Raw genomic sequence first — 20,983 nt, forward strand, 5'->3', positions numbered from 1 at the left:
ATATAAGGAAAAATTAAAGATGCAGATATCTCCCATCGGGGTGATCAAAACCCCGTTCAGTGATTTAAAAGGTATGCCCATTCAGCCTTCAGGTGCCCTTGACATAGAAGGGACCCTTGTGATCAATCCGGAATATGAACAGGGTTTGAAGGATTTAGAAGGCTTTTCCCATATTATTTTATTGTATCATTTTCATAAATCTTCCGGGTATGATCTGATGGTAACCCCGTTTATGGATACCCAAAAAAGGGGCCTTTTTTCCACCCGTGCCCCCAGAAGGCCCAATTCCATCGGTCTGTCCATTGTGGAACTTACCGGAAGGGACAAAAATAAGGTCTTTGTTCGCGGCATTGATGTTCTCAACAACACCCCGCTCATTGATATCAAACCCTATGTCCCCAGCTTTGATGTACGAGCCGTTACCGCCACGGGTTGGCTGGAAACGGCCCAGAAAAAAGCGGCCACACTTAAATCCGATGACCGGTTTATCGAAAAATAAAGATACAGACCGTTAATGAGGTGCCCAATGAAAAAAACACCACATAGGTTGTCTTGTTTAAAACAGGTCCCAAGGGTATTGGGGGTAACGATTTTAGGACTCATGCTTTGTACCCTGTCATACCCGGTTCTGGCACAGGAAGCCAGGGTGTTCATCGTCCCTCCCCAGGGAGATGTCATGGCGGGTAAGATGACCCGGTTTATTCTGTTCCTCCACAATCCGGAAAAGGAAGCGGTAACCACCGATGCCTACAACCGGGTCATGGTAACCATAAAAAAAGGTAACCAGCAGATTGTTGTGGAGGCCACGCCCTGGGATGCCGACCCCGCTCTGGTGACGATTCCAGGGAACGGATATGAAAAGCGTGAATATCAGTTTCTACTGCCCCAGTCCATGGACGGCAATATCAGTCTTTCCCTGGAGGCATTTGCCGCGGGGCCGGTATGGTTTGTCGCCAAAGAGATGCCCTTTAAAGACAGAACAGAGCAGTTTGCATTGGATGAAAAAGAATCTATTATTCACCCTCTTGCGAAATATTTGTCTCCCTATGAACCCATGTATTTTTTAGTGGGTGTTGATCCGGGACCCGACAAAAGCAAATTTCAGATCAGCTTCAAATATAAGATTTTCAACTATACAAAAAAAACTGGCGGGTGGAAATATTTTCTGAACGGTATTCATGTCGCTTACACCCAGACCTCTTTTTGGGATCTTAGCTCTGATTCAGCCTCTTTTGAAGATACCAATTATAAGCCTGAGTTATTCTACCTTATCCCTAAAATTGACCTGGGAATACCATTCATAAAAGCATTTGGCATTCAAAGCGGGTATCGGCATGAATCCAACGGAAAAGACGGAGCCGATTCCAGAAGCACCAATTACCTCTATATTGAACCCATCCTGGCCTTTTCCCTGAGTAATAATTATTTTCTAAAAATAGCCCCAAGGGTCTGGACATATATCAATAATATCGATACCACCAACGCGGATCTGAACCAATACAGGGGATATTTTAATTTTCAGCTGAGCGCAGGAAATCCAGATGGTTTTATCCTGGACACCAATACCCGCTGGGCAGACAAGGGTCCTAGTTTCCAGGCGGACTTAAGTTATCCGTTAAAGACACCTAATCAAGGAATTGGGTTCTATCTGCACCTGCAGTATTTTAATGGATATGCAGAAAACCTTCTCCATTATCAGCAAAAGGATGAAAGTATCAGGCTGGGACTTTCCATTGTCAGGTAAGCATGGCCTGCTGCTGGGTGGATGCGGAGGCGCTGATCAAAAGCGCAATGCCCATGTTTCCGAACAGATAGAGGCCGGAAAGCCCGTATAGCAGAACAAGGCTTCCCTTGACCTGGATGTTGAAAACCAGGAAGGCCACCACCAGCATGATGGTCATGGAGATGTAGCCGGTGACCATATAGGGAAGGGTTTTTCCCAGGATAAATTCAATTTTGCGGATGGGCGTTACCATGACCTGCTCAATGGTGCCGCTTTGTCCCTCCACCCTGCCGATGCCTGGAAATTTTTGCGACCTGTGCGGGTAGATTGTAGAAAGATAAGTAATGATAATTGCTAAAAAAACTCCCAGATATAAAAAAACAGTAAACATCCGTTTCTCTATTTGAGATGTATAGACAGAAATCTATAATTTTTCAAAAGGAAAAACAATGTCAAAATACAAAATTAAGGTCAATGTTGAGTTTATATGAAACTTTGTCCAAGGTATTGCAATTATAGGAGTTTCATCTTTCGTTGTGGCCTGGAGTAAAGACCATGCTCCGGCCATGCCGGTTAGTGGCAAGAAGAATTCCGTCCCGGGGGTATAAAATCGGAACAAGGAAAGCGAAAATATATCCACAACACAATTGCCCATATCTTCAAAAATGGCGTTGGTAAATATGTATTAAATGATTCAATTTTCAAGTGTTTCATTTGGTATAAGAATATTGGAATTATTCTTGATTGATATCATTTGGAAAAAAAATCATCCCTTGCTATGCAGTCAGAAACCCTTTGATGTTGCTTAATTTGATTTTCGACAAGGCTGCTATGTCTTCTGCTGATATGCCATGTTGCCGAATGATAGCAACCAAGATCAAAATTGCTTCAGTGTCGGAAATAGTGACAATGGCCGATCTGCAGACAAGAGAACTTCTTTGGTGTACCTGTCTTTCACATATATCATCAACGTCGGAAAAATAGACGAATACACCATCATGTTTTTCACGATAGATGCCCGGACACTAACGGAAATGGTGTAAAAATGACTGCGATGAAAGCCCGAGAATCTCACCGAGTTGTTTCCCTGAAAGTCCGGCAGGTGAAGCGGTTATCAAGTGAATAATTATTTTTTTCAGATTACCATACTTGGAAAAACCAACGTCTTTATATCGCGATAGACCATATTGATCAAATTGAGGGATTTGCGGCAACGTATAATATTTGCCGTTCTGATTATAGCTTGTATATGCTCGCCATTGTTTGATTTTTAATCTGGCATTTGGGATGGAGTGAGGTGGACCCGCTGATCTGTCCTAAATGCCAGGGGCAAATGCGTATCATCCGCTTTATCGAAGAGCTTGACATAATCGAAAAGATCCTAGGCCATCTTGGACTCTGGGATATCCGTAACCATGACCCGCCGCAACCTGTCATTTTCGATTCTATTCCTGATTTGGTTTATGACCTTTACTATTCCCAAATCCTGGCAGTTGACTGGAATTGATTTTAATTTTTTTAGCGCTTAGGGGAATTTTGGTTTTTTCAAAAAACATCTATACATTTTTTTTACACTTTGTAATAAACCCTGACGCCTTTGCCCAAAGCCTTTCAATGTGGGGAAAAATACAAATAGACATACTTCCCACCAGCACCGAATACCCACACCACATTTTCTCATTTCGATTTCAACGCAGTACTATCGCCTATCTTTATTGGTATAGTAATTGCTTTATATAGATTTCAGGGATCTGTACTGAACGGTAAAAATACGATTCTTAGGGTCGTAGAAATAAATACCTTCACATAGATATAGACGGTAGATTTCAGCCCAATTCAAGGCATTAGAATTGAGCTGTTGATCAAACAGATAAATTTATTGTGAACTTATTCTTTTCTGCGTTCCTAAATAACGAAGGGGAACAAAATAGTGCTATTTAAAATCAGTTTCTCAATTTCACTTGCAATTTTTGTAGTGGGAATCCTTTATCGCGTTTTTGGTTTTTTTCAAATTGCAATTGGGCCGGAGGCAAAATCATTTTCTTTTTTAAAACGGGTCACCACCTTTTTAAGCAGCCTGTTTTTTGTCTTTGTAAATCCCCGCCATCTTTTCCGGTTCGGTAAATCCATTGTTTTGGATGTGGTTCTGCAAAAAAAATTGCTCAGCCAGGATTTCTTAAAATGGTGTATGCATATTTTTATCTATTTTGGCTTCATGGGGCTTGTTTTCATACATGCCCTTGAAGACTATATAAGTGAGCCTTTGTTCACAGATTATTATTCCACTTTAAATCCTTTTATGCTGTTAAGGAATGTGCTGGGTGCCATGGTCATCCTTGGCCTGATCATTGCTATTCAACGCCGCAAGAAAATCATTGGGATACGATTGATCAGCAAGAGGCCCGATTATTTAGCGATTGTGGTGCTTTCCGTAATTATGATTTCCGGGTTTCTCCTTGAGGCCAGTAAAATAATCTCCTCTCCCGTATTTGATGATATGGTCGATGAATGGGGCATCATGCTTGATGATGATGAAATATTAACCTTAAAAGTGTATTGGCAGGAAGCGTATGGGGTGGTTTTCCCGAATCAGATTCTTGAGGTTACCCCAACGGCACTGGAAGAGGGGGAAACGGCAAACGATAATAATTGCGGTGATTGTCATTCCAAGCCCGCATGGGCATTGGTTTCCTATCCCATATCCTTTGCAATGAGACCAATGGCCGGACTGTTCAATGCCTGGCGATTGGACATTTTTCTGTGGCATATCCATTTTTTAAGCTGTTTTATCGGCCTTGCGTATTTGCCCTTTAGCAAACTCTTACATATCATCACCAGCCCCATCAGCATTTTGGTCAATGGGATTGCCGGTCAAACCATAAAACATCCTGAAAACAGGGCCACAAGGAGAGCGCTGGACTTACAAGCCTGCACCCATTGCGGGACCTGCACACTTCATTGCTCTGTTGCCCCGGTTTATAACATCTTTCCCAACGCCTACATTTTCCCATCTGAAAAATTGTTGGCCATCAGGGAAAGAACTTCCGGCACATCTTCAAATCCGGAAACCCAGCAAAAATTTGCCCTAGGCAGTTTTCTTTGTACCAATTGTAATCGGTGCTCTGAACTTTGTCCTGTGGGCATCAATCTTCAAAGCCTGTGGATTGAAACTAAAAAAGAATTGGCCCAGGAAAAATTTGGTGATCCAGATGTTCAGCTAAGGAATATAAAAGAGAAAAAATGGTCTCAGCCTTCTAAGGAGAACATCAAACTCGTTAGCTCAAAACAAAAGAAAACGCTGGGTATATTGGAAAGTTCCCTGAAAGCCAATTCTTTCTCCCTGTGTTACGCATGTATGACGTGTACCAATTCTTGCCCAATTGTCGGTATGACAAAAAATGATGATTCCATTGGAATGGCCCCCCATCAAATTATGCATAGCTTGTCCTTAGGATTAATTGACAGGGCCATGGATTCTCGAATGATATGGGATTGTTTAACCTGTTATAAATGTCAGGAAAATTGCCCCCAGGGTGTTCAAATTACAGATATTTTTTATGAAATTAAAAATATGATATTCAAAAAGGAATACAATCTATGAAGTTTGCTTTATTTTCAGGGTGTAAAAGCGCTTTTTATCTTCCCCAATATCGAATTTCCTCAAAGCTTGTTTTATCTTCCCTTGGCGTTGAGTTAAAGGAACTGGAATTTAATTGCTGCGGCTATCCCGTGCGCGAGAAAAACCTTGACGCATTTTTGATACTGGCTGCAAAAAATTTAGCGATTGCTGAACAGCAGAATCTTCCAATCCTTGCCTTGTGCCAATGTTGTTTTGGTTCCTTGAAACATGCAGATCACTATTTAAAAAACAACCCTGAAAAAATGGAAATGATCAATGATTTATTAAAAGAAGAAGGGCTGGAGTATAGGGGAACCACTGAAATCCATCATCTCTTAACGGTTTTCTCCAACAGTATAGGATATTCTAACATTAAAAAACAATTAGTCAAAAAACTTACGGGATTAAAAATTGCTCCCCACTATGGTTGCCATGCACTGCGGCCGTCAAATATCACTCAGTTTGATAATCCCCAGGCACCCACCATTTTTGAAGAAATCATCAGTTTGACAGGCGCTCAGCCCGTTGCTTGGTCAAAACGTCTGGAATGTTGCGGAAATCCATTATGGGAAAAAAACAATAAACTGTCCCTTGGCATCCTGCAACAAAAAATCGATAGTGCCAAGGAAGCAAATGCAGACATGATTTGTTCTGCCTGTAATTGTTGTCAACTCCAGTTCGATGAAATTCAGAAAACTGCATTGAAAAAAACATCAGTAGACCAATTCCCCTCAATTCTTATTTCCCAGTTATTGGGGTTGAGTATGGGGTTCTCTGAAAAAAATCTGAAAGTATCGGAGAATTGTCTTCCGTTCTCACATGCTCTTTTTTAATAAAAATAGTTCTCGAAAATGGGAATATACTACAAAATAAGGGATTGCTTACTCAATCCGGAAAATATGGGTATTCTTGAAGACCCGAATACAATCCGGCAAGGCGGAATCCCGGGAAAAATGTAATGGAAAATGTAAAAGATATAGTTAAAATACAACCAAAGTTTCGAAAACCGATAATGACCGAATCCCATGCCCATCTACAGCTATGCTACAAGTGCGGTGGGTGCGATTCGGCTTGCCCCATGAACATGGCCACGGGTCTGCTGAACCCGAGAAAAATTGTGTGGATGGCAAACCTGGGGCTGATTGATGAGTTGCTGCACTCATCCTGGATCTGGTATTGTCTTATGTGTAACCGCTGTGCACATAACTGCCCGATGACAGTGCAGCCTTCCGAGCTTATCGCATATCTGAGAAGGGAAGTGCTGGAAAAACATATTGTGTCATATGAGAATTTCTCCCGCTACAGACAACTTATGACAAAATTCCAGCGTGTCAGATGGCATATGGCGGACCAATGCCTGAAATCAGATTGCCTGCCTGACCTTGAGCAAAACTTTTCCACATGGATGGAAAAGGAAATTGAACTTCCCAATACAAAAATAATTTTTAATAAATCTTCATTAAAATCCGGACTGTTTGCACAAAAAGCAGGCAACAGCCTCTCTTGCTTTACCTGCTGCGAGTGCAGCAGTGCATGCCCGGTTTCTGCGGGCCGGGATATTGTTGACCCTGTCTGGATATTCCGCATGGTCAATCTGGGGTTCGTGGAGGAACTTGTAATATCTCCGTCCATATGGCTCTGCCTTGGCTGCCGGCGCTGCACCCAGGCCTGTTCCCAGGGAGTAGTCGGACATGAGCTGATTCAGGCGGTCCGTGAATTTGCCGTTGATAATGATTTTGTGGATCAGGCTTTTTTAAACCGCTGGAACGAGGCCCAGCAAATGCTCAACAGATATCTCATGCATGAAATTGATAAAATATTTGAATCTGATAACCTGATCATGGAAACTTCGGTCCCTGAAACAAATATATTGGAAGCCATAAAATGAGGCTTAATTAAATAAAAATCATGAAAGCAGTTTTTTTACCGGTATCACTTGCCCTAATCATCTTTTCTTCTTGTTTATTATCAAAACCGGGAAATGAGTTACGGATAGGCAACGAAATTTTATGTAATAATATGAGATATTTACGGTGCAGCTTTGAACTAAACAATCCGGATTTAGTTTTGAAAGATCGAATCCGAGGGAAGGGAGCTGGAAAGAAATCAGCCATTGAAATAATTAAAAACATAGATGATGTCTTCCTCAAAGTTATTGACGACCATATCGCTGGTGATCCTATGAATGGTAAAATGTGTTGGACCAATTTGAGCCACAAAAAAATTGCGGAAAAGATGAAAGCTGCAGGAATTAATATCAGTGTCACAGTGGTTAAAAAGCTACTAAAAAAAATGGGTTCAAAAAGCGTAAAGTCCTTAAAAATATGGCTATTGGATCCTCAGAAAATCGTAACGAGCAATTTGAAAAAATAACTCAGTTAAAGGAACAATATCTCACAGATGGTAATCCTGTGATCAGTATGGACTCAAAAAAAAAGAACTTTTAGGGAATCTATACCGGGATGGACACGTTTATACTACTGATGTAATTGAAGTCTATGATCATGATTTTCCCTGGGGAATAATTATTTTTTAAAAATAGCCCCAAGAATCTGGACATATATCAATAATAGCGATAGCAAAAACGCGGATCTGGACCAATACAGGGGATATTTTAATTTTCAGCTGAGCGCAGGAAATCCAGATGGTTTTATCCTGGACACCAATACCCGCTGGGCAGAAAAGGGTCCTAGTTTCCAGGCGGACTTAAGTTATCCGTTAAAGACACCTAATCAAGGAATTGGGTTCTATCTGCACCTGCAGTATTTTAATGGATATGCAGAAAACCTTCTCCATTATCAGCAAAAGGATGAAAGTATCAGGCTGGGACTTTCCATTGTCAGGTGAGTATGGCTGGCCTAGGACAGGGTTTTGCTGAACCGGGCCCAGGCAAGAGAGATGAAGGCAACGGCCAGCGTTGCCTGACCGGCAATGGCCGGCCAAAGTACCTTTATGCCCACCCCTTTCATCACAATCCCCCAAAGAACTTCCAGATACCAGCGCATGGGATTCAAGCAGGTGGCATACTGGACAAGGTCCGGCATATTTTTGATGGGAAACATGAACCCGGATAGCATGACACAGGGCATTAAAATTAAAAAGCTGGTGAGCATGGCCTGCTGCTGGGTGGATGCGGAGGCGCTTATCAAAAGCGCAATACCCATGTTTCCGAACAGATAGAGGCCGGAAAGCCCGTATAGCAGAACAAGGCTTCCCTTGACCTGGATGTTGAAAACCAGGAAGGCCACCACCAGCATGATGGTCATGGAGATGTAGCCGGTGACCATATAGGGAAGGGTTTTTCCCAGGATAAACTCAATTTTACGGATGGGAGTTACCATGACCTGCTCAATGGTGCCGATTTCCTTTTCCTTGACAATGCCGATGCTGGTCAGCAGCAGGCTGAAAATAAAGAGCATCACGGCAATAAGCGAAGGAACAAAATAATATTTGCTCTCCTGGTTGGCGTTGTACCAGGCCCGGGTCACAGGGTCCACTGGTACCGAGGGAGAGATTCCCAAGCTTTCCATCCGGGTTGATAGTTTTCGGTTGGCAAAGTCTTGGATGATGCGGTCGGCATATCCCTGGACAATGGCCGTGGTGTTGGAGTCGGTGCCGTCCGTCAATACCTGGACCTTGGCAGTTGCCCCACGGGCTATGGTTTGTTCAAACTTTGAGGGGATGTGAATCACAGCCCTGACAAGGCCCTGGTCCAGAAGATCGGAAATTTCCCGCTGGGATACGGCTTCGTGGACAATCTGAAAATAACCGCCGGCGGTAAAGTCTTGGATCAATTCCCGGGAAGCCGGGGTTTTGTCCATGTCCAGAATTGCGGTTCGAATGTCGGTGACATCCGTGGTCAGGGCAAAGGCCATGATCACCATCTGGATCACGGGCATGCCGAAAATTATGGTCCGCATGCGGGGGTCCCGGAGCATTTGCAAAAATTCTTTGACCAGCATTTGTTTGAGGCGGTGGATCATCTTTATTCCAGTTTAAATTTAAATTTACGATGGGCCAAAAAGACCATGAAAATGGCATAGACGGAAAGCAGCAGGGCATCCAGCCAGAGAATTTCAAGGCCGATGCCTTTTAGATAAATTCCCCTTAAAATGGCAATAAAATACCGGGCCGGAACCACATAGGTGATGCACTGGATGGGGCCGGGCATGTTTTCAATGGCAAAGACAAATCCGCTCAGGATCAGGGTGGGAAGATAGCCTGACACAATGGCGATCTGGTTGGCCAGCACCTGGGATTTTAAGATAATGCTTAAAGACATTCCCCAGAAAAGAGCTCCGGTCAGAAAAATGGCGGCCATGGCAAAGAGCAGGCCTGCATTTCCCACTATGGGCACGTTAAACAGCCATTTGCCCATGGCCACGGCAATGGCTACGTCTGCCATGCCGATGACAAAATAGGGAATTACCTTGCCGATGATCAGCTCAGGCCCCTTCAAGGGGGTTGAGATGAGCTGCTCCATGGTGCCGGTTTCCCATTCTTTTGCAATGGTGACAGAGGTGAGCATGGCGGCAATCACCACCATGACAATGGCGATGATCCCGGGGATAATTACATTCTGGCTTCGCAAATCCGGGTTGTACCAGGATCTCGTGACCATTTCCACCGGGGGCAATAGATTTGCCCTGCCCGAAAGCTGGAGCCGTTTGGTGGTGATATCCGCTGAATAGATCATGGCCACGGTGGCGGCATATCCCATGGCCAGCCGGGAGGTGTTGGCATCGCTGCCATCCCCTATTATCTGGACGGTGACAGGTTTTTGGGCAATAATTTTTTGAGCAAAATCAGAGGGGATCACAATGGCGACCATGGCCTTGCCCCTGTCCAAGTCCAATTGCAAGGCCTTATAATTGTCATAATAGCCAATTATGGAAAAATAGGGGGACCCTGAATACAAGGATAGAAGATCCCGGCTTTGAGCGCTTTGGGACTGGTCCCAGACCACGGTGGGCACTTTGCGCAGGTCCAGGGTCAGGGCATAGCCGAAGAGCATGATCAGGATCACGGGGATGGCAAGCGAGAGAAACAGGCTGCGCCAGTCCCTGATCACATGGATGAACTCTTTTTTCGCAACGGCCAAAAGGCGTTGAAGTTTCATCACCGGTTCTCCTGATGGGGGTGAATAGCCTTTTGGTTGCGGTCATCTGCCTCGATCAGGGAAATAAAAACATCTTCCATGCCCGGCAAAATTTTTTCAATGGTATAGGCGGTTACCTTAAGGTTGGCGAGTCGCTGACGGATTGATCGTTGGGCCTGAACCGCGTCCCGGGTGACCACATGGAGACCGGCGCCGAATAAGGCCACATCCCTGACCCCTTCCAGGCCTGCAAGGTTTTCCGCCATTGCCTGGGGATGATCACACCGAAGATCCAGAATCTGTTCATGCATTTTTTGTGTTTTCAACTCCATGGGGGTTCCCATGGCAATCATCCGGCCCTTGTAAATCAAGGCGATCCTATCGCAGTACTCGGCCTCTTCCATGTAGTGGGTGGACACAAACACCGTGATTCCCTGGTCTGCCATGGTGTAGATAAGATCCCAGAAATGGCGCCGGCTGATGGGATCCACCCCCGAGGTGGGCTCATCTAAAAAAAGGATGGGTGGTTCGTGGAGGATGGCACAGGCAAGGGACAGCCGCTGTTTCCATCCCACGCTTAAATTTTTTGTCAGGGTTTTCCCGTGGTCGGTAAGACCTGCCATTTCCATGGCCCATGTCCTTCGAGCGTCCATGGCCGGCCCCTTAAGTCTGTAGATGCCTCCATAAAACTGAATGTTTTCCCGGACCGTAAGATCTTCGTACAGGGAAAATTTCTGGCTCATATAGCCGATCTGCTGCTTGATTTTTTCCGCCTTGGTGCAAATATCATGGCCTAACACCGTTCCCTTGCCGGAACTGGGGGTGAGCAGTCCGCAGAGCATGCGGATGGTGGTGCTTTTCCCGGCCCCATTGGGTCCTAAAAATCCGAAAATTTCCCCCCTTGGGACTTCAAAGCTCAGGTGGTCCACCGCTGTAAAATTGCCAAAAATCCGGGTTAACCCCTCCACCCGGACCGCGGTTTTATCCGGTATCCGGCCCGGCGGTTGACCCTTTTTACCGAGATCTGATTGGCCGACAGGGTCAGGGTGAAGGGTCGGCGGGGTCATGGGTTTTGTGGACATCATGCTGACAAAGACATCTTCCAGGGTGGGCGGGGCTTGTTTTATCTCGTCAAGCCTTAACCCGGCGTCCTGAATAAGGGTCCGGGCTTTTTTCTGGGTCTCCTGAATTTGTTGACAGACAATGTGCACGAAATCCCCGAATACATTGACATCCAGGTTGGGCAATTGACGGGCCAGTAGTTTGTTTATTTTTCTGGCGTCCGGACTCCTGATGGTGAGCACGGCGCCTTTCATCCGTTCTTTTATTTGTCCGGGCGTTCCTGTGGCCAGCAGGGTTCCCTGGTCTAACAGCCCTATTCTGTCGCAGCGTTCGGCTTCATCCAGGTAGGCGGTTGTCACCAGAATGGAGACCCCCTGTTTGACAATTTTGTAGAGAATCCGCCAGAAATCCCTTCTGCTGACCGGATCTACCCCGTTGGTGGGTTCATCCAGCAGCAGCACTGTTGGGGTATGGATCAGGGCGCAGATGAGCTGGAGTTTTTGTTTCATTCCCCCGGACAGGTCCTGGGCTCTTCTTTGCTGGAAGGGCTTCATATGACTGAATCCCAGAAGTTCGTCCACTCGCGTTTGGCGCCCTTTTTTGGGAACCCCGTACAGATCGGCATAAAAGGAGATGTTTTCCCCCACGGTCAGATCCGGATAAAGGCCGAATCGCTGGCTCATATAGGCCAGGTGCTCTTTTACTTCGGAGGCTTTGGTTTTTGTGTCAAAGCCTGCTATAAAAGCGGTTCCGGAAGTAGGATCCATGATGCTGGCCAGCATACGAAGGGTGGTGGTTTTGCCGGCGCCATCGGGACCGACAATGCCGAAGATTTCCCCCGTTTTAACCTGAAAGCTGACCTGGTCCACGGCAACAAGGCTGCCGAATCGTTTGGTCAGGTCCCGGGCCTCAATTGCCAGGGCGTCTGCGGCCGGGGTTTTAGTGGTGTCCATTATATTTTGATGGGGGTCCATTTTAATTTGCAGACAATGAAATCAAGGCGTCTGCCGGCATCCCGGGTTTCAGTTCCCCATCAGGGTTGGCCAGGTCTATTTTTATTCGGAACATCAATTTTACCCGTTCTTCAAAGGTCTGGACCGATTTGGGGGTAAATTCTGCCTGGCTGCTGATAAAGGATAGGATTCCCGTATACTGTTTGTCCGGAAAAGAATCAATGGCGACCGTCACCGTGTCTTTGAGGCGTATCCGGCCCAGATCCTTTTCATTGATAAAGGCTCTTAACCAGGGGCGATCCAGATTTCCCAGGGTGACCACCGGGGCTGCAGGGTTCAAATATTCCCCGGGTTCTGCAGACCGGGTCAAAATCACACCTCCCATGGGGGCGAACAGCTTTGTATAGGACAATTGCTGTTTTGCCTGGTTTACCCGTTGCTTTGCTTCATCGACCAGGGCTCTGGCCTGGTCGAGTTTTTCTTTTCTGGGACCTATTTTGACCAGGGCATATTCTGCCTTGGCCTGGGCCAGGCCGGCTTTTGCCCGTTCAATCTGTTCGGCTCTAGGCCCTTCTTTGCGAAGGGAGAGGGCCTGGCGGGCGGTATTGACCCTTGAGTTGGCCTGGGCCAGCTGGTTTTGGGTGACTTCATGCCGGGTCCGGTATAGTTCAAAATCCCGCCGACTGGCACTATTTCCTTTGTAAAGGGTAGAAAACCGGTCATAATCTTCCTTTGCCTGTATCAGTTGGGACTGGGCTGACTTTGCTTCAGCCAGGGACGTGTCCAGATCTGACTTGGCCGCTTCAATCTCCTGGGATCTGCTCCCCCGGGTCAGTTCCAGAACCGTCTGCCGGGCCCAAAGCACCTTGGCATTTGCCAATAGTATCTCTTCGGGCCGGCTGCCTGCTTCAAGTTCTGCAAGAACCGATGTTGCTTTGGCAAGATTGGCCTGGGCCAGGCGCAGACCAATTTTCTGGTCTTGGTTTTCTATTTGTGCCAGCAGTCCTCCCTTGGGGATGGTGTCGCCTTCCTCCACAAAACAGGTTTCAAGCCTTCCGGCAATCTTGAAGCTCAACCGGGCGTCGGTCACCTCTATATTTCCGGACACCCTGAGGGTGTTGGCATCGGTTTCTGGTGTGACGAACAAGCGCCAGGCAATGACAGCGACGATGATCAATACCAAGGAGATCAGAATGGAACCTGTTTTTTTCATGGATGTTTCTCCTGAATGACAGTTGTGAATTATTTAAACTGGTTGTGAACCAGCAACAGCACCAGGTAAACAGCACCGCTGAAGACAATTATGGTGGGGCCGGAAGAAAGACTGAAGGAATAACTTAAGGCCAGGCCTATCCAGGTGAAAAGGGCACAAAAAATGACGGAATAGACCATCATCTGCCAGAGTCGGCGGGCATAAAAGGAGGCGATGGCCGGGGGGATGGTGAGCAGGGCAATGACCAGAACGATGCCCACAATCCGGACCAGCAGCACCACGGTCAAAGCGGTGAGCACCAGGAGAAACATATAGAAAAAACTGGTGTTTATTCCCCGCAGTTGGGTGAATTCACTGTCAAAGCAGACCCCAAAAAATCGGTTGAAAAAAAGAATGGAAATCCCTACTACCAAAAGATCCAGACAGATGACAAATATTAAATCCCGGGTTGAAATTAGCAGAATATCCCCAAATAGATAGGAGGTTAGGTTGAAATATCCCGGGGTCCTGTCGATAAAGAGGATCCCGGCGGCCATGCCCACGGCCCAGATGGTGCCGATGATGGTGTCTTCCCTTTCCTTTGCGTAAATACTCACAAACCCCACAATGAGGGCCGACAGGACCGCGGCAAAAATAGCCCCCAAAAGAGGATCTGCCCAGGCAAGCCCCACCCTCACCTGCAGATACAGGGCAAGGCCGATGCCGCCAAAGACAGAATGGGAAATGGCCCCGGCCAGGTAGCCGATGCGTTTGGTGGTGACAAATGTGCCGATGATGCCAAAGGAGATGGAAGCAAGTCCGCCCATGATCATGGACAATTGCAGAAACTGGTTGTCCGGGTCGGCCAGGGCATTGAAAAACTCAATCATTGCAATGCCCTCCTTCGCTCAATCGGTGGTCGTGGCGGACCATTTTCAGGTCACTGTGGTAGATATCCTTGATCAGGGCACCATCTATCAATGTGGTGGGGTGGATAAGCACCTGGCGGTTTACACAGATAACACTTTTAACATATTTTGAGACAAAACCCAGATCATGGGATACCAGAAGGATGGTCATGTTTGTGTTTAATTTTTGGAGGATGGAAAACAGGTTTTCCTCTGTTTCCTGGTCCACATTGGCAGTGGGTTCATCCAACAGCAGGATGGAAGGATTGGAGCACAAGGCCCTTGCAATTAGGACCCGCTGTTTCTGACCTCCGGATAACTCACTGAATCCCGTGTGGATGTGGGATGCCATGTTCACCTCATCAATGGCAATGCGGGCCTTTTCCTTGTCCTGTTTGGAAAACCAGAGCTTTGTTTTGCCAAGCCTTCCCATGAGCACCACATCCATTACCGTTGCTGGGAAATTCATGTCAAGGTGAGCGTATTGAGGCATGTAACCCATTTTTCCCCTGGCCTGTTCCGGTGTATCACCCAATATCCGGATGGTTCCTGTGTCAGGTTTGATGAGTCCCAGCATCAGTTTGAGAAGGGTGGTCTTCCCTCCCCCGTTGGGTCCGACAATGCTGGCAAACTCTCCATCGGGTATCTTAAGATTCACCTCTTCAAGTATCAGTCGTTTATGGTAGGAAAATGAGATGTTTTCAAAAATGATGGCAGGGGCAATGGTCATAAATCATCCTTAAGTTTTGGTGGGTCTTCTTTTATTGGGACAGATTAGACCCGATGGTCCGGGCAATGGTTTCCATGTTGGACAGATAATCAAAGGCCAGAGGGTCAATGGAAATAACCGTCCCTTTGATGGCACTGGAAATTTTCTGGGCGGCGTGCCGGTCAAATTGGGGCTGGACAAACAGCACCCGGGTTTTGTTCAACTTTGCTTTTTTGATAATGGCGGACAGTTGTTTCCCTCTGGGGGCTTTTCCCATGGTTTCAATGGCCATCTGCTTCAACCCATAGGTGTCTGTAAAATAGCCGAAAACCGGGTGGAATACAAAAATAGTTTCTCCCCGAAAAGGGTCAAGTGTGGTTGCGAGCCGTTTGTGAAGGTCATCCAGATCCCTGATAAATTTTTCTAGGTTTTGTTCATAGGCGGTACTGTTTTCCGGATCAAAGGAGATCAATGCCGCTGCCATGGTTTTGGCCTGTGTTTTTACCAGCAAGGGGCTCATCCAGATGTGGGGATCTTTTCCAATCGGGTCTTGCGGGTTTGTTTCATGTCTATGCTCTGTTTTGTGGGGATCTGTCTCATTATGACCCATTTCATTGTGATTGGTGTCCGCATGGGGGTCTTCCTGGGGATCTCCATGGTCATGGAATTTCATTTCACGAAGTGCAATGCCCTCTCTTGTGTCAACAATCTGAATGGCACCTGAAATAGCTTTGATTTTATGTAAAAAACCATTTTCAAATGGAACCCCTATTCTAAAAAAGATATCAGATGTTGTCAGCTCTTTGATCTGATCCGGTGAAGGTGAATAGGTGGAAGGGCTTTTCCCGGGTTTCACCAGAACTTTAACGGTGGCATATTTTCCGGCAATTCTTTCAACAAAATATTTCTGGGGCAGGATGCTGACATAAACGCTTATTGGTTTTTTGGCAAGGGCCTGGGCGGGCAGCATTGCCATACAAGCTGCCCATATAATTAAAAAACTTTTAAATTTCATTTGTCATCCTTTGTGAAGGTAAGATCAGAACACTACAAAAATTTTTGTGATTTGTCAAAATTAGTCAGCAGCTTGAGCTTATATTTATGGGGGTGCTTCTGCTGTTTTATTGTCGGGCACGGATTTCTACGCAGAGGGTTTCCTGGTGTTCCTGGAACAGACGCAGGCCTTCAAACAACCCATCCACCACTTTTATGGGGTTCTCGTGGTTACCGAGGCGTATGGGCGTCTTTGCGCTTCCCGGAACAATAAAGGTGGAACCAGATGGGTCCAATGGATGGATCCATACGGCCATTAATTCTTTTTCCACAATATAGGGAAACACAATGCCAGGGGGGAGGATAAAGGATTCTTTCTGCTGGCCATTATCCTGGGTATTAAGGCCCCATTTCTCAAGGGTTCTCGACTGGCCGTGCTTGTTCCAGCCCAGGTGCATCTGTTTGACAAACTGGTTGGCCAGATCCTGTTGAAATAATAAAACCTGGGGGTCTTCATTGTTTTTACCCCACAAATGGCGGTGGGACCGGGTCACAAAGGATCTGGCCTTTTGTTTCCACAAAACCGGATCTTTCAGAGGGTCAGCGCTCATGGCAATCTCCTTTAAATAAAATAGGTTAACTCTTTTCTGGAAAATTGCCCGGCCATCTCCATGATTGTTTTGGAGTACCTGCCAAGCTCACATAATTGGGCTGTTTTTTTTAAATATTGTTGTTGATTCATGAATCCAGAATACCAGAAAAGTTTGGGGACCAAAAGCGCATTTATAAAAGGAAATTGTTGGGCCTTACAAAACCTTGCTGCCCTGCCGTCATCCACAAGGACAAAGGCGCCGGTTTTTTTAAAACCATTGGAATTAAAAAAAATCTGAATGGTTTCTTTCTCCCCCTTGTCCATGGCCAGAAAACTTTTTTGTGCAAACAGGGGGTGATCAGCCGGGCCCGGTTCCCGGAATATAATGGGAGCCTCGCTGTCGGGAGGGGGTTCCCCAAGGGTTTTAAAATAGGCGGCTCCGGGATATCCGGTTTTTGTGATTTCCCTGAAAACCTCTGGGGCCATGATCAGTTGCCAGGCATTTAAAAGAGGGGCAAAAATATCGGACTTGAACAAAAGAATGGCAGAGGACGCATCTATGAAAACATGTGCCATCAAAGAATAAATCCTTTATAAATGAAAAAGCCATAAAGCCCCATGAGAACAGCCCCGGCCCACCTGGGTAATCTGCCGAAAAGGGCGGTTAATAAAAACAGGCCGGACCCGGCCCCCATGATGCAATAAACGGCTGTTTCAAAGGAGGGAGGGATGTGGATGGGGGAGAACAGGGCAAAAATACCAATGCACAAAGGAATACAGATATGACAATCTCCTAGTTGGGAGGAATAGGCGATGTCCGCCCGGTTTACCATGGTATAATAAATTGCCAGAAATCCATTGGGTAGAACCATGAGAAGTCCGCTCAAAATTCCCAGATTTTCCTTTGCAAAAAGTCCTTTTCCCTGGAGGTTGATCCATTCCACCAGGCCGTTGATGCAAGAAAAAATAACCCAGGCACAAATGCCGATAATCACAAGATCCATCAGGATTCTGTGATTAATTTTTCTGTCCTTGCGGGCATTGATTTTCATCACTTCAAAGATGTGAAATGCCTGCCAGAAAAGAAAAAGTCCCACCAGCATCCACCCGTCATTGGTTCCTATGACCCCGTCCCTGCCCACCAGCCACAGGGCGGCCGTAAAAAAGATCAAGGCCAGAAGGCTCAGGAGAAGGGAAAGGTAATTTATCTTGGTTTCATGGGTTGTTATTCTATCTTTTGGAAAAAGATTCATCCCCCAGAAAAAAGCAGGAAGGGCCAATACCAGGGTGAGGTTTGTGACATTGTTCACCAGGCAGTTTTCGAGAACCGTGTGACCATTGGAAGCGTTTTTTCCGGCGGTTGCCATGAGATAGGCAAAACAAAGATTGGGAAATCCGCTGAAATAGGGCATGACAAGAGTTCCCACAATGGTGCCTTCAAATCCGTTTTTTTCCACGGCATTCAACCGGGTAATCATTAAAAGAGATGCCGCAATAAAATAGGCGGTCAGATGCCAGGGGCCCGGTGTAACCAATACCTTTATATAGGGGGTAAGAAAATCTGGTATTGCCACAGCTCCTAAATAAGGGTGAACCAGGGTCGAAATCCGTTGCAATGCATCAGAATATAAATGAAAAAAGATATCCATGGGAAAGATACATAAAAGAAAAGAGGAGGGACCGCAAGTTCATTCTTTTGCCATGGGGGGTTGATTTTATGTGGGTCAACCATTTGGTGGGCAGGAAAAAAAAGAGGTGTGAAAGATCAATGAAATTTTGTGTTGTGACTGCCATTGGAACCCAAAATTTCTAAGTTGCCTGACAGAAACCAAAAAGAATTCATTTAAAAATCAAATAGATAAGAAAAAATTAAAAATTAAAAAAAATAAGGTTTGACAACGGTTCTAAATTCCTGCATTATTCGCCGGTCTTCAGGAGGACAGACTTTAAACAGCCCTTCGAAAGAAAAAGTTTGATCTTTGAAAATTGGTCAGTGAGAAAAGAAAATGAGCGGGTCTAAGGACCTAAAAGTTTTATCAAAGGATTATAACTGGAGAGTTTGATCCTGGCTCAGAATGAACGCTGGCGGCGTGCTTAACACATGCAAGTCGAACGAGAACGGGATTGCTTGCAATCCTTAGTAGAGTGGCGCACGGGTGAGTAACACGTAGATAATCTACCTTCAAGCCTGGGATAACTATTCGAAAGGATGGCTAATACCGGATGAAGTGCATCGGCATAAGTTGATGTATGAAAGGTTGCCTCTTCTTGAAAGCAATTGTTTGAAGATGAGTCTGCGGACCATTAGTTTGTTGGTGGGGTAAAGGCCTACCAAGACTACGATGGTTAGCTGGTCTGAGAGGATGATCAGCCACACTGGAACTGACACACGGTCCAGACTCCTACGGGAGGCAGCAGTGAGGAATTTTGCGCAATGGGGGAAACCCTGACGCAGCAACGCCGCGTGAGTGAAGAAGGCCCTTGGGTCGTAAAGCTCTGTCGACAGGGAAGAAATTACTTCATATTAATAGTATGTTGTATTGACGGTACCTGTAGAGGAAGCACCGGCTAACTCCGTGCCAGCAGCCGCGGTAATACGGGGGGTGCAAGCGTTATTCGGAATTATTGGGCGTAAAGGGCGCGTAGGCGGTCTTGTCGGTCAGATGTGAAAGCCCGGGGCTCAACCCTGGAAGTGCATTTGAAACAGCAAGACTTGAGTACGGGAGAGGAGAGCGGAATTCCTGGTGTAGAGGTGAAATTCGTAGATATCAGGAGGAACACCGATGGCGAAGGCAGCTCTCTGGACCGATACTGACGCTGAGGCGCGAAGGTGTGGGTAGCGAACAGGATTAGATACCCTGGTAGTCCACACAGTAAACGTTGTTCACTCGGTGTAGCGGATATTAAAATCTGCTGTGCCCAAGCTAACGTGGTAAGTGAACCGCCTGGGGAGTACGGTCGCAAGACTAAAACTCAAAGGAATTGACGGGGGCCCGCACAAGCGGTGGAGCATGTGGTTTAATTCGACGCAACGCGAAGAACCTTACCTGGATTTGACATCCTGTGAATCTTTGAGAGATCAGGGAGTGCCTTCGGGAACACAGTGACAGGTGCTGCATGGCTGTCGTCAGCTCGTGTCGTGAGATGTTTGGTTAAGTCCAGCAACGAGCGCAACCCTTATCGTTAGTTGCCAGCACGTAATGGTGGGAACTCTAGCGAGACTGCCCGGGTTAACCGGGAGGAAGGCGGGGATGACGTCAAGTCCTCATGGCCCTTATATCCAGGGCTACACACGTGCTACAATGGTAAGTACAGAGGGCAGCAAGCCAGCGATGGTTAGCTAATCCCTAAAGCTTATCTCAGTCCGGATTGGAGTCTGCAACTCGACTCCATGAAGTTGGAATCGCTAGTAATCGCGGATCAGCATGCCGCGGTGAATATGTTCCCGGGCCTTGTACACACCGCCCGTCACACCATGAGAGTTGATTATACCCGACGTCGTTGGGCTAACCCTTCGGGGAAGCAGGCGCCTAAGGTATGGTTGATAATTGGGGTGAAGTCGTAACAAGGTAGCCGTTGAGGAATCAGCGGCTGGATCACCTCCTTTCAAAGGAAAGACAAGAAGTATAAGCGCTCAAGCTTTTAATTTTCACTGGCCAATTTTGAGGGATCAAAACGGCGAAGTATTAGTAGCCGGATCGTTCACTGTTCTTTGACAATTTGTTGTTGTAAATATCAATTGCGCAGTTGTTAATATTATCATTAACAACTGATTAAAATATAAAGCCAAGGTTTGATTGTTGAATCAGACTGAAAGCTTGACCATTTGATGAAGGTGAATTTATTCACCCAAATTAAATATGTTCGCATCAAAGTGTTTAAACTTATTTGTGGTATAGTGGCTAAGCTACTAAGAGCAAACGGTGGATGCCTTGGTGTCAAGTGCAGATGAAAGACGTGGAAAGCTGCGATAAGCTTCGGGGAGGAGCTAAACATCCTTTGATCCGGAGATTTCTGAATGGGGCAACCCGGCATGGTTAATACCGTGTCATCCTAACATGAATACATAGTGTTAGGAAGCCAACGGGGAGAACTGAAACATCTTAGTACCCCCAGGAAAAGAAAGTAATAACG

At 46.2% G+C, this 20,983-nt stretch carries 18 protein-coding genes, 2 rRNA genes and 1 pseudogene (1 of these 21 running past the window's edge); 10 read left to right on the forward strand and 11 right to left on the reverse strand.

The window, feature by feature from the left end:
• Nucleotides 1-19: 19 nt before the first annotated feature.
• Nucleotides 20-499 (forward strand): tRNA (N6-threonylcarbamoyladenosine(37)-N6)-methyltransferase TrmO, encoded by a 480-nt coding sequence (tsaA, locus tag ACZ45G_RS29220; protein ID WP_464174131.1) that lies wholly within the window; start codon nucleotides 20-22, stop codon nucleotides 497-499.
• A gap of 27 nt (nucleotides 500-526) precedes the next feature.
• Entirely contained in the window at nucleotides 527-1,744 is a 1,218-nt protein-coding gene (locus tag ACZ45G_RS29225; protein ID WP_464174132.1) for a phospholipase A, read from the forward strand.
• Here ACZ45G_RS29225 and ACZ45G_RS29230 read toward each other — a convergent pair.
• Nucleotides 1,737-2,114 (reverse strand): hypothetical protein, encoded by a 378-nt coding sequence (locus tag ACZ45G_RS29230; protein ID WP_464174133.1) that lies wholly within the window; start codon nucleotides 2,112-2,114, stop codon nucleotides 1,737-1,739. The genes ACZ45G_RS29225 and ACZ45G_RS29230 overlap by 8 nt on opposite strands.
• A gap of 942 nt (nucleotides 2,115-3,056) precedes the next feature.
• Between ACZ45G_RS29230 and ACZ45G_RS29235 the strand changes: the two genes are divergently transcribed.
• The 6 genes and pseudogenes from ACZ45G_RS29235 to ACZ45G_RS29260 all read left to right on the forward strand — a co-directional run bounded on the left by ACZ45G_RS29235 (nucleotide 3,057) and on the right by ACZ45G_RS29260 (nucleotide 8,189).
• Nucleotides 3,057-3,230, forward strand: coding sequence for a hypothetical protein (locus ACZ45G_RS29235; protein ID WP_464174135.1), 174 nt, complete (start codon nucleotides 3,057-3,059; stop codon nucleotides 3,228-3,230).
• 423 nt (nucleotides 3,231-3,653) lie between these two features.
• Entirely contained in the window at nucleotides 3,654-5,324 is a 1,671-nt protein-coding gene (locus tag ACZ45G_RS29240) for a 4Fe-4S dicluster domain-containing protein (protein WP_464174136.1), read from the forward strand.
• Nucleotides 5,321-6,175, forward strand: a complete 855-nt coding sequence (locus ACZ45G_RS29245) for a CoB--CoM heterodisulfide reductase iron-sulfur subunit B family protein (RefSeq protein ID WP_464174138.1) — start codon at nucleotides 5,321-5,323, stop codon at nucleotides 6,173-6,175. Before ACZ45G_RS29240 ends, ACZ45G_RS29245 begins: the two co-directional genes overlap by 4 nt.
• A 125-nt stretch (nucleotides 6,176-6,300) precedes the next feature.
• On the forward strand, nucleotides 6,301-7,230 hold the full coding sequence (locus ACZ45G_RS29250) for a 4Fe-4S dicluster domain-containing protein (RefSeq protein ID WP_464174139.1): 930 nt from the start codon (nucleotides 6,301-6,303) through the stop codon (nucleotides 7,228-7,230).
• A gap of 305 nt (nucleotides 7,231-7,535) precedes the next feature.
• Nucleotides 7,536-7,789: pseudogene (locus ACZ45G_RS29255) on the forward strand (ISAzo13-like element transposase-related protein).
• Between the two features lie 91 nt (nucleotides 7,790-7,880).
• Complete coding sequence (locus tag ACZ45G_RS29260) at nucleotides 7,881-8,189, forward strand: phospholipase A (protein WP_464180053.1); 309 nt, start codon at nucleotides 7,881-7,883, stop codon at nucleotides 8,187-8,189.
• A gap of 11 nt (nucleotides 8,190-8,200) precedes the next feature.
• Here the strand turns inward: ACZ45G_RS29260 and ACZ45G_RS29265 are convergent, their stop codons facing one another.
• From ACZ45G_RS29265 to ACZ45G_RS29310, 10 genes are all read right to left on the reverse strand, one after another.
• Nucleotides 8,201-9,325 (reverse strand): ABC transporter permease, encoded by a 1,125-nt coding sequence (locus tag ACZ45G_RS29265; RefSeq protein WP_464174140.1) that lies wholly within the window; start codon nucleotides 9,323-9,325, stop codon nucleotides 8,201-8,203.
• Nucleotides 9,326-9,327: 2 nt separating this feature from the next.
• Complete coding sequence (locus ACZ45G_RS29270) at nucleotides 9,328-10,461, reverse strand: ABC transporter permease (RefSeq protein ID WP_464174142.1); 1,134 nt, start codon at nucleotides 10,459-10,461, stop codon at nucleotides 9,328-9,330.
• Nucleotides 10,461-12,476, reverse strand: a complete 2,016-nt coding sequence (locus ACZ45G_RS29275) for an ATP-binding cassette domain-containing protein (protein ID WP_464174143.1) — start codon at nucleotides 12,474-12,476, stop codon at nucleotides 10,461-10,463. Before ACZ45G_RS29275 ends, ACZ45G_RS29270 begins: the two co-directional genes overlap by 1 nt.
• Before the next feature lies 1 nt (nucleotide 12,477).
• The gene (locus tag ACZ45G_RS29280) at nucleotides 12,478-13,668 is read right to left on the reverse strand and encodes an HlyD family secretion protein (RefSeq protein WP_464174144.1); all 1,191 of its coding nucleotides are present in this window, start codon (nucleotides 13,666-13,668) and stop codon (nucleotides 12,478-12,480) included.
• A gap of 29 nt (nucleotides 13,669-13,697) precedes the next feature.
• Entirely contained in the window at nucleotides 13,698-14,537 is an 840-nt protein-coding gene (locus ACZ45G_RS29285; RefSeq protein WP_464174146.1) for a metal ABC transporter permease, read from the reverse strand.
• On the reverse strand, nucleotides 14,530-15,285 hold the full coding sequence (locus ACZ45G_RS29290; protein ID WP_464174147.1) for a metal ABC transporter ATP-binding protein: 756 nt from the start codon (nucleotides 15,283-15,285) through the stop codon (nucleotides 14,530-14,532). The genes ACZ45G_RS29285 and ACZ45G_RS29290 overlap by 8 nt, the downstream gene beginning before the upstream one ends.
• A 31-nt stretch (nucleotides 15,286-15,316) precedes the next feature.
• Complete coding sequence (locus tag ACZ45G_RS29295) at nucleotides 15,317-16,279, reverse strand: metal ABC transporter solute-binding protein, Zn/Mn family (protein ID WP_464174148.1); 963 nt, start codon at nucleotides 16,277-16,279, stop codon at nucleotides 15,317-15,319.
• 106 nt (nucleotides 16,280-16,385) lie between these two features.
• On the reverse strand, nucleotides 16,386-16,868 hold the full coding sequence (locus ACZ45G_RS29300; RefSeq protein WP_464174150.1) for a hypothetical protein: 483 nt from the start codon (nucleotides 16,866-16,868) through the stop codon (nucleotides 16,386-16,388).
• An 11-nt stretch (nucleotides 16,869-16,879) separates the two neighbouring features.
• A complete protein-coding gene (locus tag ACZ45G_RS29305; protein ID WP_464174151.1) occupies nucleotides 16,880-17,425 on the reverse strand; it encodes a hypothetical protein in 546 nt (181 codons plus the stop codon).
• On the reverse strand, nucleotides 17,425-18,423 hold the full coding sequence (locus ACZ45G_RS29310; RefSeq protein WP_464174153.1) for a hypothetical protein: 999 nt from the start codon (nucleotides 18,421-18,423) through the stop codon (nucleotides 17,425-17,427). The genes ACZ45G_RS29305 and ACZ45G_RS29310 overlap by 1 nt, the downstream gene beginning before the upstream one ends.
• Before the next feature lie 473 nt (nucleotides 18,424-18,896).
• On the opposite strand from ACZ45G_RS29310, the gene ACZ45G_RS29315 reads away from it, so the two are divergent.
• Both ACZ45G_RS29315 and ACZ45G_RS29320 read left to right on the forward strand, forming a co-directional pair.
• Nucleotides 18,897-20,456: ribosomal RNA gene (locus ACZ45G_RS29315) — 16S ribosomal RNA — on the forward strand.
• A gap of 293 nt (nucleotides 20,457-20,749) precedes the next feature.
• Nucleotides 20,750-20,983, forward strand: a 23S ribosomal RNA gene (locus ACZ45G_RS29320); it runs 2,769 nt beyond the window's last position.
• Together the 16S and 23S rRNA genes form the textbook arrangement of a ribosomal RNA operon.

It is taken from the genome of Desulfoconvexum algidum, from assembly GCF_055382125.1.